At 36.4% G+C, this 16,442-nt stretch carries 14 protein-coding genes; 10 read left to right on the forward strand and 4 right to left on the reverse strand.

The window, feature by feature from the left end:
• Window positions 1-118: 118 nt before the first annotated feature.
• From ACKGJN_RS13535 to ACKGJN_RS13575, 9 genes are all read left to right on the forward strand, one after another.
• Window positions 119-2,566 carry a DUF5916 domain-containing protein gene (locus tag ACKGJN_RS13535; protein ID WP_409540084.1) on the forward strand — a complete coding sequence of 816 codons (2,448 nt, stop codon included), beginning with the start codon at window positions 119-121 and terminating at the stop codon, window positions 2,564-2,566.
• Between the two features lie 48 nt (window positions 2,567-2,614).
• Window positions 2,615-3,277 carry an ABC transporter ATP-binding protein gene (locus tag ACKGJN_RS13540; protein WP_409540085.1) on the forward strand — a complete coding sequence of 221 codons (663 nt, stop codon included), beginning with the start codon at window positions 2,615-2,617 and terminating at the stop codon, window positions 3,275-3,277.
• Window positions 3,278-3,290: 13 nt separating this feature from the next.
• On the forward strand, window positions 3,291-4,058 hold the full coding sequence (locus ACKGJN_RS13545) for a TIGR02757 family protein (RefSeq protein ID WP_409540086.1): 768 nt from the start codon (window positions 3,291-3,293) through the stop codon (window positions 4,056-4,058).
• Window positions 4,059-4,136: 78 nt separating this feature from the next.
• Complete coding sequence (locus tag ACKGJN_RS13550; protein WP_409540087.1) at window positions 4,137-5,357, forward strand: GAF domain-containing sensor histidine kinase; 1,221 nt, start codon at window positions 4,137-4,139, stop codon at window positions 5,355-5,357.
• 195 nt (window positions 5,358-5,552) lie between these two features.
• Complete coding sequence (locus ACKGJN_RS13555) at window positions 5,553-6,752, forward strand: sensor histidine kinase (protein ID WP_409540088.1); 1,200 nt, start codon at window positions 5,553-5,555, stop codon at window positions 6,750-6,752.
• Window positions 6,753-6,813: 61 nt separating this feature from the next.
• Entirely contained in the window at window positions 6,814-8,730 is a 1,917-nt protein-coding gene (locus tag ACKGJN_RS13560) for a vWA domain-containing protein (protein WP_409540089.1), read from the forward strand.
• A complete protein-coding gene (locus ACKGJN_RS13565) occupies window positions 8,727-9,983 on the forward strand; it encodes a dihydroorotase (protein WP_409540090.1) in 1,257 nt (418 codons plus the stop codon). The genes ACKGJN_RS13560 and ACKGJN_RS13565 overlap by 4 nt, the downstream gene beginning before the upstream one ends.
• Before the next feature lie 465 nt (window positions 9,984-10,448).
• Window positions 10,449-10,775, forward strand: a complete 327-nt coding sequence (locus tag ACKGJN_RS13570; protein ID WP_409540091.1) for a DUF4870 domain-containing protein — start codon at window positions 10,449-10,451, stop codon at window positions 10,773-10,775.
• Window positions 10,775-11,434, forward strand: coding sequence for an alpha/beta hydrolase (locus tag ACKGJN_RS13575; protein ID WP_409540092.1), 660 nt, complete (start codon window positions 10,775-10,777; stop codon window positions 11,432-11,434). The genes ACKGJN_RS13570 and ACKGJN_RS13575 overlap by 1 nt, the downstream gene beginning before the upstream one ends.
• Window positions 11,435-11,503: 69 nt before the next feature.
• Here ACKGJN_RS13575 and ACKGJN_RS13580 read toward each other — a convergent pair whose 3' ends face one another.
• Both ACKGJN_RS13580 and ACKGJN_RS13585 read right to left on the reverse strand, forming a co-directional pair.
• Complete coding sequence (locus ACKGJN_RS13580) at window positions 11,504-12,001, reverse strand: hypothetical protein (protein WP_409540093.1); 498 nt, start codon at window positions 11,999-12,001, stop codon at window positions 11,504-11,506.
• On the reverse strand, window positions 12,001-12,762 hold the full coding sequence (locus ACKGJN_RS13585; protein ID WP_409540094.1) for an MBL fold metallo-hydrolase: 762 nt from the start codon (window positions 12,760-12,762) through the stop codon (window positions 12,001-12,003). Before ACKGJN_RS13585 ends, ACKGJN_RS13580 begins: the two co-directional genes overlap by 1 nt.
• 98 nt (window positions 12,763-12,860) lie before the next feature.
• Between ACKGJN_RS13585 and ACKGJN_RS13590 the strand changes: the two genes are divergently transcribed.
• Entirely contained in the window at window positions 12,861-14,315 is a 1,455-nt protein-coding gene (locus ACKGJN_RS13590) for a TonB-dependent receptor (RefSeq protein ID WP_409540095.1), read from the forward strand.
• 60 nt (window positions 14,316-14,375) lie between these two features.
• On the opposite strand, the gene murA is transcribed toward ACKGJN_RS13590, so the two are convergent.
• Both murA and ACKGJN_RS13600 read right to left on the reverse strand, forming a co-directional pair.
• Window positions 14,376-15,689 carry a UDP-N-acetylglucosamine 1-carboxyvinyltransferase gene (murA, locus tag ACKGJN_RS13595; RefSeq protein ID WP_409540096.1) on the reverse strand — a complete coding sequence of 438 codons (1,314 nt, stop codon included), beginning with the start codon at window positions 15,687-15,689 and terminating at the stop codon, window positions 14,376-14,378.
• A 14-nt stretch (window positions 15,690-15,703) separates the two neighbouring features.
• Complete coding sequence (locus ACKGJN_RS13600; protein WP_409540097.1) at window positions 15,704-16,339, reverse strand: DUF4290 domain-containing protein; 636 nt, start codon at window positions 16,337-16,339, stop codon at window positions 15,704-15,706.
• Window positions 16,340-16,442: the final 103 nt, after the last annotated feature.

The raw sequence follows: 16,442 nt of genomic DNA on the forward strand, positions 1-16,442 counted from the left end.
CATAAAATAAACAAAAAAATCATTTTTCTATTATTTTCCTTTATCCTACAATTGCAATTATTAGATTTGCATCATTAAAATAATTCACTCGTTTCCAAAGTCAAGCTTAATTTAATCAATGATTTTTAAAAACCTTGTTTTTATAGCCTCTATTCTATTTTTTACAAATTTACAGGCTCAAAATATAGACTCACAAAAATATTCTAAAAAAGAATATTCTGCCCAGCGCATTTCAGAAGCCCCAAAAATTGATGGTTTCATAAATGATCCAGTATGGGAAGGTAAATCAATTGCCACGAATTTCCTTATGGTTGAACCTGGAGATGGGGATCCAAGCAGGGAAACCCATCCTACAGAGGTTAAGATCGTGTATGATGACGAAGCCATATACATCGCTGCTTATATGCTGGATAACGAGCCTGACAGAATTTTAAGGCAATTTACACAGCGGGATAACATTGGCCAGGCAGATTTTTTTCTGGTGGATATCAATACCTATAATGATGGTGAAAATCAAACTCGGTTTTTAATTACTTCGGCAGGAACTTTGGCAGATGCCAAGATGAGTGGAGAAAATGAGGATTATAGTTATAACGTGGTTTGGGAAGGAGAGATTTCCTATGATGATAAAGGCTGGTATGCTGAAATAAAAATTCCGTACGCAGCGCTTAGATTTCCCAAAAAAGAAGAACAACTCTGGAGTATACAAATGAGTAGAAAAATCACTCATTTAAACGAAACTTATTCCTGGAATTATATAGATAAATCTGTTGGGAAAATAACACAATTCAATGGCTTGCTTCGAGGTATAAAAAACATTGACCCACCGGTTCGATTGAGTTTTTATCCTTATTCCTCCATTGAAACCGATCAATTTGAAGGAACCAACCAAACAAATTTCAGTGCCGGGTTGGATATCAAATATGGAATTACAGATGCATTTACCCTTGATGCAACATTGATTCCCGATTTTGGACAAACCGCATTTGATAACGTGGAATTAAATCTGGGTCCTTTTGAGCAGGCATTTGGCGAAAACCGGGCTTTTTTTACGGAGGGAACCGAATTATTTACAAAAGGAGACCTGTTCTATTCCAGAAGAATTGGTGATTCCCCAATAGGGTTTAATCAAGCTCAAAGAGGATCATTCAACAACGAGGTCTTAATTGAAAATCCTGAAAAGGCCGATTTGCTGAACGCGGTAAAAATTTCTGGAAGAACAGAAAACGATCTTGGAATTGGCTTTTTTAATGCGGTTACAAAAGAAACCAACGCCATCTTTCAGGACACAGTTTCCGGCGATTTAAGATATAGAGTTACAGAACCGCTGGCCAATTATAATATTATAGTGCTGGACCAGCAATTCAATCAAAATTCCTCTATCAGCATTATAAATACCAATGTGGTCCGGGATGGAAGTTTCAGGGATGGAAATGTTACCGGATTTTTATTCGATGTCTTCAACAACTCAAATTCCTTTAATTTAGAGGGGGAAGCAAAAATGAGCAATGTGAATAAACCCGGGCAAAATATAACCGGATTTGCATCTAATTTTGAAATTAACCGGACAAAAGGAAATTTCAGATATGGGGTGGAACACGATTTTGCAAATGAAACTTACGATATCAATGACCTTGGTTTAAACTTTCGGAATAATTATAATAATTTCAGCTGGAGTACATCTTATCAAATCTTTGAACCAACCGGGAAATTTAATCGATATACTATTCAATTATTTGGAAATCATACCCGCCGCTATAAGCCAGATCTCGCCACGGGAACAGATGTGGGCGGAAGCTTTTTTGGGGTATTGAAAAATCGTTTTGCATTTGGAGGTTACGCGGTGATAGAATCAGACTTTAAAGACTTTTTTGAACCGCGCCGGGAAGGACACTATATAACCTATAAACAGAGTCTTGGCGGGGAAACCTGGATTTCATCAGACTATAGAAAGAAATTTGCGATAGATGCACGCCTTGGTCTAAGAACGTATTTTGACAGCGATCAGGAAAATTACACCCTAAAACTGAGTCCCAGGTTTAGGTTTAATGATAAACTAAGTTTTATCTACTCCTTTAATTATTCCAATATAAATAACCGGAATAGTTTTGTAGTCCTAAAGCCTGAAAACATCATATTTGGGAACAGGGATACAAAAAGTGTAGAAAATTCGCTACAGGGAAGTTATAATTTTAATACCAAACAGGCATTAAGTTTAAGTTTTCGTAATTTCTGGTCGGTAGCCAATTTTGCCGAAGGGGAGTTTAAAAACCTTCAGAAGAATGGAGAATTAACAGCAACCAATTATCCGGTAACTCCTAATAATGATCCCAATGTGAATTTCAATATCTGGAATCTTGATCTTAGCTATCGTTGGCAGTTTGCTCCCGGAAGTGAAGCTATTCTTCTTTACAGGAATTCCATATTCAACCTTAGCGACCAAAGCGAAATAGGATTTGAGGAAAGTCTTGAAAGATTATTTGAACAATCCCTTAGGCAAAACCTCTCTTTACGGATGGTTTATTTTATTGACTATAATAATATCAAGAAAATTTTTAAAAGTTAGAACAGGGGCTTTTAGAAAATAAGTACATTCACTTTACAAGCTACACCAATGATATACGCCCAGAACATTCATAAATATTACGGAAATTTACACGTTTTAAAAGGTGTGAATCTTCATATTGAAAAAAGCGAGATTGTTTCCATAGTGGGAGCTTCCGGTGCCGGAAAAACAACCTTGCTTCAAATTCTGGGAACCCTTGACAACCCTGATAAACAAACAGGCAGCGCACTAAAAATAAACGACATTGACATCTATTCCCTAAACTCTAAAAAGCTTTCCAAATTTAGAAATGAACAGGTTGGATTTATATTTCAGTTTCACCAGTTGCTACCGGAATTTACCGCATTGGAAAATATTTGTATCCCCGCATTTATAAAAAACACACCAAAAGCAGAAGCTGAAAAAAGAGCCCTGGAATTGCTTGATTTTTTGGGTTTAAAAGACCGTGCATCCCATAAACCGGCAGAGTTAAGCGGTGGAGAACAACAGCGAATTGCGGTGGCCCGTTCTTTGATCAATAATCCTGCAGTGATCTTTGCCGATGAACCTTCAGGAAATCTTGATTCAGAATCGGCTGAAAGGCTGCACAAACTGTTTTTTCAACTTCGGGAAGAGTTTCACCAAACTTTTGTCATTGTTACTCACAACGAAGAACTGGCAAATATGGCCGACAGGAAACTCACCATGGTAGACGGAGAAATAATTCTTTAGAAAATAACCCTAAATGCTCAAAAAATCCGAATTAAAATCATTTTTAGATTTTAAGGTTGAACAATACAATACCCCGGAATTCATAGAATCTGATCCGGTTCAAATCCCGCATCTTTTCAGCAAAAAAGAAGATATTGAAATCGCAGGTTTTTTAACAGCAACCATCGCCTGGGGAAATAGAAAAAGCATTCTTAAAAATGCTACCTCTCTTATGGAGCTTATGGAAAGTTCACCCTACGATTTTGTTATGAATCACCAGGATGAGGATTTGGATTCCCTTGAAAATTTTGTTCACCGTACCTTTAATGGTAAAGATCTCCAATACTTTGTACGGTCCTTAAAAAACATTTACTCCAGGCACCAGGGGTTGGAAGGTGTTTTTACCAAATATGCTGAAAGAGATTCTCTTCAGGGAAGCATACATCAATTTAAAAAGGTGTTTTTTGAAATGCCCCATCTTTCAAGAACCGAAAAACATGTGAGTGATCCAATGAAGAATTCGGCAGCCAAAAGAATTAACATGTATTTACGCTGGATGATTCGAAGCGATGCAGCGAATGTTGATTTTGGAATCTGGAACCAATTGAATGCTGCCCAATTATCCTGTCCCTTAGATGTGCATTCAGGAAATACAGCCAGAAAACTTGGATTGCTAAAAAGAAAACAAAACGATGCAAAAGCCCTTGACGAACTTGATAAAAATTTACGCAAACTTGATCCCAAAGACCCTGTGAAATATGACTATGCGCTCTTTGGTTTAGGCGTGTTTGAGAAATATTAACACTACCTTAACTTTTTAAAATTAAATCAGTAACTTTGGTCTAATTCTTGGCTACAAGAACAAAAAACAATTATGCATATGATAGAAGCAGCCCCTCCGAAAGGTGAAAAAAAAAGGTTGGCAGCCCTGGAAGAATTACAACTTCTGCATACAGATTCTGAGGAAAACTACGATGATATTACAAAACTTGCCTCTTACATTTGTAATGTTCCGGTTTCTTTAATAACCCTTATTGGTGAAGATCAACAATGGTTCAAATCCAAAGTAGGAACCGAATTAAATAGTGCTCCTAGAGCAATATCTCATTGTGCTCACGCAATTCTAGATCCAAAAGAATTGATGGAAATTAAGGATACCCGTGAAGATTTAAGGTTTAAAAATAATCCTTATACACTTGATGATCCCAAGATTCTGTTTTATGCAGGAATGCCATTAAAATCATTTAACGGGAATGCTTTAGGTACATTATGTGTTTTAGATACCAAGCCAAATTCTCTTACCGAGGGTCAAAAAAGTGCTTTAGTAGCGCTCGCCAAACAAGTGGAAAACCTCTTTGAATTAAGAAGGCATAACCTAAAACTTGAAAAGGTTACAAAAGTACTTGTAGAAAAAAACAGCCAGCTTAAAGATTTTGCAGGAATTGTTTCCCATGATATGAAAATGCCCCTTGCAAATATGATACTAACAGCTGATGTGCTAAAGGCTAAATATGCAGATAAATTTGATGAGGATGGAATTAAATATCTTGATTATTTAAAGCAATCATCATTTAAATTAAGCAGTTACATTACGGGAATTCTTCAACATTATGAAAGTGATGGCCTTACAGAAACTGTAATTGAGGAATTCGATATTCATGATCTCCTGGAAGAGATTATAGATCTATTAAACATAGACTATAATTGTGAAATTAACCTGCCAGAGGAAAATTTAATGTTGAATTGTAACAGGAGTGCACTGGAACAAATAATACTCAATTTGGTTACCAATAGTTTAAAATACAATCGGAAAGAGGAAATTGTTATTGATATAGATTGCAGGAAAGATAACGAATTCTATCACTTTACTATAAAAGACAATGGAATTGGGATTCCAAAAGATAAACAGGAAGATATTTTTGAACTCTTCACAGTTATAGCAGAAACCGATAGAAGCGGAAATAGAGGCAATGGAATTGGACTTTCCACAGTCAAAAAATTAGTGAATTCCCTGGGTGGAAAAATCTCTTTGGAATCAGAAGTCAATAAAGGAACCTCATTTCACTTTTCAATAAATCATACTATTTGTGATGAAAATTAATACCTGCAATTAGTACATTATTTAAATTCCATTTCAGTTAAAAACCTGATAATCGTAATTTGATTTTCCCAATCTCTTCTCCACTTTTCCGTTTTCCTTCCTCATATAAGCTAACAAATATTTGGATTACAGTTAACTATTAGTAAAAAAATCCTTATTATTGGTATGATTTAAAGAACCGGCTAGATCTTTTATATGGAGTATAATTCCAAATTGACCCAAAATTCCAGAATTACAGTAATTCAGGATTACCAAATAATCAGTTTATCCAATGATAAGGATTACGATGACTTAATTTTTCTGGCATCTTCCATTTGCAATGTTCCTGTAGCATACCTGGGAATTGTAGCCAAAGAAAAGATTTTGTTTAAATCTAGAACAGGGATTAGTGTGGAAGAAATGGATCTTGAAAATTCCTTTACACAGGCAACCCTGGAGAGCTGTACGGAATATTTTTCAGCAAATTTTTCTGAAGATCCCGAACTTTTTCAAATGGCTATCCCTTTTTTCGATAAGGATTATAAATTTTATTGTGGCGTTCCAATCATTAATGCGAAAGGCCTGACTATTGGAACCTTAAATATTCTTGATGTGCGGGAACGGGAATTGCAGGATTTTCAGAAGAAATCGCTAAAAGTTCTTGCCAATCAAATCATGAAGTTGCTTGAGTTTAGAAACCAGAATTATAAATTTCTACAAATCCAGAATAAACTGAAACAGAAATATCACGAATTGGAAAAATTCGCCAGTCTGGTTTCCCATGATATCAAATCCCCACTTGCAAATATTATCTCCTTAACAGAGCTTTTAAGGGAAGAGAACAAAGATAAACTCAATGAAGAAACGCTTCAGTACCTGGATTACCTTGTAGAATCCTCATACTCATTAAGGAATTATGTAGATGGAATCCTTAATTTTTATCGCAGTGAAAATATTCTTGAAAAGGCGGCTGAAAATGTTGACCTCCATCAAATCCTTAAAGAAATAGCCCATTTGTATGATGTTTCTAATGATGTTGAAATTAAATACCCAGAGACCGCCAGTTTAAAAAACATCAATAAAGCCGCCCTGACACAAATACTTTTGAATCTTATTAGCAATGCTTTAAAATACAATAACAGGGAACTTCGAAAAATTAATATAAGTTTTCATGAAACCCCGGATTTTTATCATTTTGAAGTTATAGATAATGGAGTTGGGTTTTCGGCAGAGAATTCTGACAAAATATTTGAATTATTTCATACTCTGGACACGAATGACAGGGATGGCAACCCAGGAAGCGGAATTGGACTTGCAACCGTAAAGAAGTTGGTGAATAGCCTTGGAGGCGAGATTAGCGTAAATTCAACACCCGGTTTGGGAAGTAAATTTTCTTTTAGCATTAGAAGACATTAATAGTTTAACAAGCTTTCGTTTTTAATGGCTTTTTATATATTTGATAAATATTCAAAGCACAATGCAGTTTCATCATCCCGAAGTACTCTACGCCCTCTTCCTGTTGATAATCCCAGTAATTGTTCATCTTTTCCAACTTAGAAAATTTCGCCGTGAAGATTTTACCAATGTCAAATTTCTAAAACGAATTACCCAACAAACCAGAAAGAGTTCAAAACTCAAAAAATGGTTGGTTCTCGCCACGCGTTTATTCTTGCTCGCCAGTATTATTTTTGCTTTTTCCCAACCTTTTTTTCCTGATGAAACCATAGAATCAGGCGTAATTGAAACCGTCATTTATCTGGATAATTCCTATAGTATGCAGGCAAATGGGCAACAGGGGCGACTTTTTGACCGCAGCATTCAGGAATTGCTTGAAAACTTGCCAGAAGATCAAAAATTTGCACTTTTTACCAATACCGAAGAATTTCTTAATGTTACCAGGCAGGATCTTCAGGAATTGGAATATGCTTCGACACAACTTGATTATAAAACCATTTTATTAAAGGCAGAAAGTTTCTTTTCCCGGGATAGCACAACGCAAAAAAAATTGCTGCTAATTTCCGATTTTCAAAAGAGCTCTTCAATGCCCGAAGATTTGAAAGTAAAGAACACCAAGATATATGCACGTCCTTTAAAACCGGAAAGATTCGAAAATATTCGCCTGGATTCAGCATTTATTTCCCGTGAAGCCGCTGGAGATCAAATTTTGAATATTGAAATAAGTGCTTCTCAGGATTTCACGAATAATACTACTGTCTCACTTTATAACGGCGATAAATTAATAGGAAAAACCGGCGTTGATTTTAGTGAAAATAAAAAGCAACAACTTGAGTTTCCTATTTCTGAAGAAGAAATACTTTCAGGAAACATTCAAATTGAAGACACTGGTTTAGCCTTTGATAACAGCTTGTTCTTCAGCCTTAATAAAACCGAACCTATAAACATCATCAGCATTAACAACGCAGATGATGCTTTTATTAAAAGGATTTTCACAACACCGGAATTCAACTATACTTCGTTTTTAAATACAGAAATAAATTACAATGCAATTTCTGCAGCAAAAGTGATCATCTTAAATGAGATTTCTGAAATTTCAAATTCCTTGTTGAACACGCTTCAGCAAAAAAAGCTGGAAAACACCGTATTCATCTTTATTCCTTCTGTAGAGGAAACAGGCAGTAATTACAGGCTTTTTGTTCGTGAGCTTGGTGTTACAGGATTTCAAAACACACAAGAGCAGGAAAAACGGATTACCGGAATTTCCTTTCAACATCCCATTTTCCAAGGGGTTTTTGAGAATGAAATCGCTAATTTTGAATATCCTAAAACCCAGATTTCTTATAAAATATCAGGTTCAGGCCCTTCTATACTATCATTTCAGGATATGGATCCGTTTTTAATAGGGATTGGAGGTAATTATTTTTTTAGTGCAGCTTTAAATGCCAAAAACAGCAATTTTATACGTTCCCCATTAGTGGTTCCTACCTTCTATAAAATGGGGATTTCAGCCCTTCAACCCACTCCCCTATATTATACTTTAGGAGAAACAAATAGTATAGAAGTACCGGTAAGTATTGGAAGTGATGAGATTTTACATCTAACTTCCGAAACAGCAAATTTAATTCCGCAGCAACAGCGATTCTCAAATAAGGTAGAAATGATTACCGATGAGTTTCCCCAGAAACCCGGAAATTTCTGGATTTTACAAAATAAAGATACTGTAATGGGCATTAGTTATAATGTGAACAGAAAAGAAAGCGAACTGATTTACCAGGATATTGATAACATTAAAAATGTTGAAATTTTGAAGGGCATACCTGAATTTATTTCTTCCGGCGGATATAAGAAAGATGTGGATACGCTTTGGAAATGGTTTGTTACTTTTGCTTTGTTATTTTTAATCGTGGAAACTTTACTCTTAAAATATTTTAAATGAAGCTACTTCTTAGATCGGCCAAAATAATAGATTTCAATTCAGCCTACCATCAAAAAAAAGTGGATCTTTTTATTAAGGATGGAAGAATTGAAAAAATTGGGACTTCGCTTAAAATTTCTGAAGTGGACAAAGAAATAAAATTAAAGGACCTTCACATTTCCCCCGGCTGGTTTGACAGTAGCGTGAGTTTTGGAGAACCAGGATATGAGGAGCGGGAAACAATCTCAAATGGTCTTAAAGTAGCTGCAAAAAGCGGTTTTACGCACATTGCACTCAACCCGAACACGAATCCTGTTACCGATGATAACGGCGCCATCACATCAATACTTTCCAAGGCCAAGAATAATGCGGTAAAACTCGCACCTATTGGCTCCTTAACAAAAGCTGGCGAAGGTGTAGACCTGGCAGAACTCTATGATATGCACCAAGGGGGCGCCATCGCTTTTGGAGATCATAAAAAATCAATAGCTCATCCCAATTTATTAAAACTCGCGCTTCAATATGCCCAAAATTTTGATGGGCTGGTGCTTTCCTTTCCTCAGGATAATAAGATTGCAGGAAAAGGATTGGTAAATGAGGAAGTTAGCAGCACATTTCTTGGTTTAAAGGGAATACCGGCACTTGCTGAAGAACTACAAATTATTCGTGATCTTTATATCCTGGAATATACCGGAGGCAAATTGCACATCCCGACTATTTCCACAGAAAAATCGGTTAGACTGATAAAGGAAGCAAAAAAGAAAGGCCTTGATGTAAGTTGCAGTGTAGCAATCCACAACCTTTTGTTCACGGACGATCTACTGAAGGAATTTGATACGAACACGAAAGTTTTACCTCCATTACGCACCAAAAAAGATATCAAGGCACTTATAAAAGGATTGAAAGAAGGAACCATCGATATGGTTACCAGTGATCACTCCCCTATTGATATAGAACATAAAAAAGTGGAATTTGAATATGCCTTATTTGGCAGCATAGGTTTAGAATCGGCATTTGGGGCATTATTACAAGTTTTCACCCTGGATGAAACCATCGGGTTTTTAACCGGAAGCAGAAAACGTTTCGGTTTGAAAATACCGGTTATAAAAGAAGGAAAAAGAGCAAATTTAAGTCTGTTCAGTCCGGAAGGAACGTATAACTTCACCACTCAACATATTCATTCCTCTTCTAAAAACAGCATCTTCCTGGATTCGAAACTTAATGGAAAAGTTTATGGAGTCATCTCAGGAAAAAACCTGATTCTTTCTGAATAAGGTTCAAAAATGATACTTTTGTTAAAGGCACGATTTAAAAATTGAATTTCGATGAAATGAGCATAACGGTAACTCGATGCAAAAACTGATGAACGCGCCTGCCTGCAGGCAGGAATATGCGAATTACTCCCGATGGCTATCGGGAGACCGTTAAAAACCAAGTTTATGTTTTAGAACATTGTGGATTATTTTATTGATCTCAATTAAGAATTGCTATTTTGCCATGTTCCAATTTAACCACAAAGTACGCCAAGAAAAAAAAAGAGGACGCAAAGAAAAAATGATGATTTAAAATGATGCAGATGAATAATTATTGAATTGGAAATTATAAAAGGGATACACGACAGAAGTAACCGCTGGAATAGCAAGACTTTGTGATCTTTGCGGAACCTTTGCGCCCTTTATGGTTAAGAAACCATTTTACCAATTTCCTAAAATAGAACCAAAAACAATAAATAACTACATATGAATACTACTATTGAATCTGGCAAAACTGCAGCAATAATTTCTTATTTGACGATAATCGGGACTATTATCGCTTATTTCATGAATAATGACACTAAAAACACCTTTGCCAGCTTTCATATTAGGCAGGCTTTGGGGATCCATATTACCTTTTATGTACTTGGAGCACTTATAAGTATTTTTGACAGCTGGATGATCTCATACGCTTTTTGGATCTTTATAGCAGTACTTTGGGGTTACGGGATGGTAACAGCAATTCAGGGTGAACAAAGAGAAGTTCCAATTCTTGGAACTCAATATCAAAAATGGTTTAGCACTATAAGTTAATGAAAACTCAAAATTTATCTTTACATCATATAATTAAGGAATCTTCCTTGAAAGATCAAAAAGCGCCCACGCTCTTCATGTTTCACGGGTACGGCAGCGATGAAAACGATCTTTTCTCCTTTGCAAATGAACTTCCGGAAGAATTGATGATTATTTCCGTTCGGGCACCCTATGCGATGGAACCTTATGGAAATGCGTGGTATGCTATTAATTTTGATTCTGTTCAGGGGAAATTCAGCGATAATGATCAGGCCAGGGAATCCAGGGATAAGATCGTAAAATTTATTAAGGAGGCAATCACGAACTACCCTGTCGATCCGGAAAATATTACCCTACTTGGATTCAGTCAGGGCACTATTCTTAGTTATGCTGTTGCCTTAAGCCATCCTGAAATAGTTAAGAACCTAATCGCATTAAGCGGATATATCAACCTTGACATTTTGGAAGAAGGCTTTTCCAAAAACAATTTTTCCGGACTGGATATATATGCTTCCCACGGAAGTCAGGATCAGGTTATTCCTGCAACCTGGGCCAGAAAAGCGCCGGAGAAATTAAAAGAATTAGGGATAGCTCACAAATATTCAGAATTTCCTGTTGGCCACGGTGTAGCTCCACAAAATTTTATGGAATTGAAAAACTGGTTAAAAAAGAGAATTTAAAATTTAGATACTAGATTTGAGATTTGAGAAAAGGAATTTTCGCTTTTCTCACTACTCACTACTCACTTTCTAATTTGCAGGATATAAAAATGATTTTTCTGTGGTGAGCTGAAGATCATTATTTTCATCTACATCATAAGAGATCAAAAGTTCACCCCAAAACTTCCCATCGGTAAAATCGGCAATGATCCATTTATGGTTTAGGACCTTCACTTTATTGATGCGCATTACACCTTCCATACCTTCAAAAGGAACAAGTTCATTATCCTCGTTTGCCCTGTTTCGGCTTATTATTTCATCTTCAACCTTTCGGGTGAATTCTTCCGCATTTATTCCCTGATCTTCAAAATAGGAAATCGCTGCTTCATTTTGGTTCATCGAGAAATAATTGAGCCCGGCATTTTTATTGGAAAGCACTTCATTCTGTATATCAGCCTCAGTCAATCTCGACTTTAAATTCTCAATTTGTTCCTCCTTGGCATCGAGTATTTTTTTATCATTCACATAAATAAAAACAGTAAACAGAAACATAAAAATAAACAGGTACAAAAATATTTTACTGCGCATTATAGTTCGATTTTTAAATTATCATAGGCCAGAAAAATGTTTTCCGGCAACTCTGCCTGTACTTCTTCGTGAAATCCTAGCTGATGACTTATATGGGTTAAATAAGCATTTTCCGGATTTACCTCCTGAATAAATTCCAGTGCTTCTTCAAGATTGAAATGGGAATGATGCGGTTCTCTTCTAAGCGCATTGATAACCAAAACCTTTACGCCTCTCAATTTTTCAATCTCTTTCTTTTCTATTGTTTTCACATCGGTTAAATAAACGAAATCTTTTAATCTGAAACCAAAAACCTGCAATCGGTTATGCATGGCGTTTACAGGTATAATCTCAAAATTTTTGAACTTAAAAGGTTCGTTCTGAATTTCATTTACCTGAACTCCAGGAGACCCGGGATATTTATTTTCAAATTCAAAAATATAATCAAACCTCTTTTTAAGCGAATCCAGCACTCTTTTATGGGCATAAATTGGTATATCCCCCTGCCGGAAGAAATAAGGCCGGATATCATCCAATCCAATAGTATGATCATTATGCTCGTGTGTGTAAAGTATGGCATCTATATGAGAAACCTTATTGGCAAGCATTTGCATACGGAAATCAGGGCCACAATCTATTAATATGTTATGGGAATCCCATTCCACTAAAACAGACACTCTTAAGCGTTTATCCTTTGGATTTTCACTTAAACAAACCGGATGTGTACTCCCAATAATTGGTATTCCCTGCGATGTGCCTGTGCCTAAAAATGTTACTTTCAAAGATTTTTGTTTTAATGCTAAAGTAAGTATATTTTTTTTCTATGGGAAAGGGTTTTAGTACCTTTGTTCCACCTAATGTTATATCAAAAGAGAAGAATATGCCCATCACCATTATGGGGGATAGAGAATTTGAAAATGTCCCTTCAATTAAAAGTAAAGCTTTACGGATCAATCTTAACGAAAATATCTATGGAACCTTTGCCGAAATAGGTGCTGGACAGGAAACCGTTAGAAATTTCTTTAGATCTGGTGGTGCTTCAGGTACTATCGCTAAGGCTATGAGTGCCTATGACAAAGATTTTAGCGATGCCATCTACGGAATTGAAGAGGACAAACGCTATGTTACGGAGCTCCGACTGAAGAAAATGTTATCTCACGAAATCAATTTAATCGAAGAAAGAATAAGCCGCGAAAAGCATCCCAATAAATTATTTTTCAGTTACGCCAATACAGTGGCAACCATTGATTTTGCAAAACAATACAAGGGTCATGGATGGGTAGGTGTTCGCTACCAGGTAGATCCCAGCGAAGGTTACAACGAAATAAGCCTGCATATAAGGTTTCATGAAAACGACGCACGCTTACAACAAATCACCTTAGGCATCCTTGGTGTAAACCTAATTTATGGAGCTTATTATAAATATGATAATCCAAAAAAATTACTTCGGTATTTATATGATCATATAGATAAAGACCAACTTGAAATTGACACGATAAACTTTTCCGGGCCAAGATTTGAACAGGTTGATAACAGGCTGATGAGTTTACAACTGGTTAAAAATGGAATGACAGATGCGGTAATGTTCGCGCCTGATGGCAACAACATTTTACCGGCAAAAATACTTTACAAGAAGAATATTCTCGCTTTGCGGGGAAGTTTCAGGCCGGTTACCAAGGTGAATATGGATATGTATAAACAGTCCCTGGATCTTTTTATAAAAGAAAAGAAAGTTTCAGAAGAAAACACAGAAGTGATCTTTGAAATAACCCTTTCCAATTTAAGGGCGGAAGGAGAGATTGATGAACGGGATTTTATGGATAGAGCAGAATTATTATGTTCTTTAGGCCAAACTGTAATGATCTCTAATTTTCAGGAGTATTACAAAGTAGTTGAATATTTTTCAAGATTTACCAAGGAAAGAATGGGTCTTGCTATGGGTGTAAATAATCTTGTGGATATTTTTGACGAAAAATACTATCGCCATTTAAGTGGGGGAATTCTGGAAGCTTTCGGAAAATTATTCTTTAAAGATCTGAAAGTATATTTATATCCGCTAAAAGATCCGGAAACAGGAGAGATTGTAAATAGTGATAACCTGAAGGTTCATCCAAGAATGAAAGAGTTGTACAAATTCTTTAAATACAACGGCAAAGTGGTGGATATAGAAGATTACAATCCGGAAATTCTGGATATTTTCTCCCGCGAAGTCCTGCAAATGATTAATGACGGAAAAGACGGATGGGAAGATATGCTGCCAGAGCGAACATCTGCAATGATCAAAAACCAGAATTTATTTGGATATCTTGAGAAAAAGATCGAGAAAAACGTATAATTTGAATTGCATAAAAAAGTCGGTTTAATTTTCATTAAACCGACTTTTTTATGCAATTTTTTATGCTATCCTTTTAATTTTAGCTCCAATCGCCCGAAGCCTTTCATCTATATTTTCATATCCCCGGTCTATTTGCTCGATATTATGGATTGTTGAGGTCCCTTTTGCAGACAGGGCCGCAATTAAAAGAGCTACTCCAGCTCTAATATCGGGAGATGTCATTGTGGTGGATCTTAAATTAGATTGAAAATCATGTCCAATCACAGTAGCCCTGTGGGGGTCACATAAAATGATTTTAGCCCCCATATCGATAAGCTTATCTACAAAGAACAACCTGCTCTCAAACATTTTTTGATGAATAAGCACACTTCCTCTTGCCTGGGTTGCAACCACAAGGATAATACTTAATAAATCAGGAGTAAAACCAGGCCATGGAGAATCACTTATATTCATTATGGAACCATCGATAAAACTCTGAATTTCATATCCTTCTGTATGTGCAGGGATAAAAATATCATCACCTCTTTTTTCAATAGTTATTCCAAGTTTTCTAAATGTATTCGGTATAATACCCAAATGTTCCCATCCTACATTTTTAATGGTGATCTCGCTCTTGGTCATTGCCGCAAGGCCAATATAAGAACCAATCTCGATCATATCGGGCAGTATGGTGTGTTCACAACCCGTAAAGGTTTCAACTCCCTCAATATGCAATAAATTAGAACCGATTCCCTGAATTTTGGCTCCCATTAAATTCAGCATTTTACATAACTGCTGCAAATAGGGTTCGCAGGCAGCATTGTATATAGTAGTAATCCCCTTTGCACATACCGCAGCCATCACAATATTTGCAGTTCCTGTTACAGAAGCTTCTTCCAGCAACATATCGTTCCCGGTTAATCCATTGGGTGCTTCTACACCGTAAAAGCGTTCTTCCCTGTTATACCGAAATTCAGCTCCCAGTTTTATGAAACCTTCAAAATGAGTGTCCAGGCGGCGGCGACCTATTTTATCTCCACCGGGCTTAGGAATAAAACCTTTTCCAAATCTGCCCAATAGCGGCCCAACGATCATTATAGACCCTCTTAATCCGCTTCCATCCTTTTTAAAAGCTTCACTTTCCAGATACTCAAAATTTAAATCGTCACTTTGGAAACTGTAACTTGATCTTCCCAACTTTTCAATCTTTACTCCTAAATTACGAAGCAAACTTATGAGTTTGTTAACATCAATGATATCCGGAATGTTGTGAATCGTGACTTTTTCGGAGGTTAACAGCACTGCACAAAGTATTTGCAGCGTTTCATTCTTGGCCCCCTGTGGTTGTATTTCCCCGGTTAAGGAATGACCCCCTTCAATTTGGAAAGTTCCCATTTGGTAAGTATATTTTAAAAGCGCTTACGGCCACGTGCTGGCCGGACTGCTTTCTTTGGTGTGTTTTTGAATTTTTTATTGCCCTTTAACAGGTTTGAGGCTTCACTAAGATCCTCTTCACTGTTTTTTAGATTTAAAGTTCCCCCGCTTAATTCCTTAAGGTGATCAAAAATCACATCATCATCTACCGTCTCCCGGTTCCAGTTGAGATAGGACTTCTTCATGTGGTTGGCGATGGCAAGTACAAGTGCTTCTTTTAATTGTCCTTCATCCATTTTTACGGCCTCATCGATCATTCTTTTAATATTGTTTCCGTAAAAACGATATTTTGGAAAATTCTGTGGATAGCCCATTGGAGTTGGATGTGCGGCAAGCAATTCCCGGGAAGGTTTTGGAAAAGGAGAATCTACATCAAGTTTAAAGTCACTGATGATAAATATTTGATCCCACAATTTATGCTGAAAATCGGGAACATCCCTCAAATGAGGGTTCATGTTACCCATTATCGCAATAATGGATTTCGCTACTTTGTTTCGTTCTTTATCATCCTCGATGGCAACGGTATATTCAACCATTTTCTGCAAATGCCGCCCATACTCGGGAATGATCAGCTTACTCCTTTCAGAGTTATATTCTAATTCGTATGTCAAAATTGAAATTTAAAGGTAATAACTATAGGTAGAAATTATATCGGGTGCAAAATACTAAATATTATTCAAATCCCCTATTCTTTAAACATTTTATAGAACAGAA

Origin of the sequence: Gillisia xinjiangensis (assembly GCF_046298265.1) — a bacterium.
GTDB classification, from domain to species: Bacteria; Bacteroidota; Bacteroidia; order Flavobacteriales; family Flavobacteriaceae; genus Gillisia; species Gillisia xinjiangensis.

What these genes read in the sequence shown, in the direction of transcription:
- ACKGJN_RS13535 (WP_409540084.1), top strand. Translation starts at nt 119, where the DNA reads ATGATTTTTAAAAACCTTGTTTTTATAGCCTCTATTCTATTTTTTACA.
- ACKGJN_RS13540 (WP_409540085.1), top strand. Translation starts at nt 2,615, where the DNA reads ATGATATACGCCCAGAACATTCATAAATATTACGGAAATTTACACGTT.
- ACKGJN_RS13545 (WP_409540086.1), top strand. Translation starts at nt 3,291, where the DNA reads ATGCTCAAAAAATCCGAATTAAAATCATTTTTAGATTTTAAGGTTGAA.
- ACKGJN_RS13550 (WP_409540087.1), top strand. Translation starts at nt 4,137, where the DNA reads ATGATAGAAGCAGCCCCTCCGAAAGGTGAAAAAAAAAGGTTGGCAGCC.
- ACKGJN_RS13555 (WP_409540088.1), top strand. Translation starts at nt 5,553, where the DNA reads ATGGAGTATAATTCCAAATTGACCCAAAATTCCAGAATTACAGTAATT.
- ACKGJN_RS13560 (WP_409540089.1), top strand. Translation starts at nt 6,814, where the DNA reads ATGCAGTTTCATCATCCCGAAGTACTCTACGCCCTCTTCCTGTTGATA.
- ACKGJN_RS13565 (WP_409540090.1), top strand. Translation starts at nt 8,727, where the DNA reads ATGAAGCTACTTCTTAGATCGGCCAAAATAATAGATTTCAATTCAGCC.
- ACKGJN_RS13570 (WP_409540091.1), top strand. Translation starts at nt 10,449, where the DNA reads ATGAATACTACTATTGAATCTGGCAAAACTGCAGCAATAATTTCTTAT.
- ACKGJN_RS13575 (WP_409540092.1), top strand. Translation starts at nt 10,775, where the DNA reads ATGAAAACTCAAAATTTATCTTTACATCATATAATTAAGGAATCTTCC.
- ACKGJN_RS13580 (WP_409540093.1), bottom strand. Translation starts at nt 12,001, where the DNA reads ATGCGCAGTAAAATATTTTTGTACCTGTTTATTTTTATGTTTCTGTTT.
- ACKGJN_RS13590 (WP_409540095.1), top strand. Translation starts at nt 12,861, where the DNA reads ATGCCCATCACCATTATGGGGGATAGAGAATTTGAAAATGTCCCTTCA.
- murA (WP_409540096.1), bottom strand. Translation starts at nt 15,689, where the DNA reads ATGGGAACTTTCCAAATTGAAGGGGGTCATTCCTTAACCGGGGAAATA.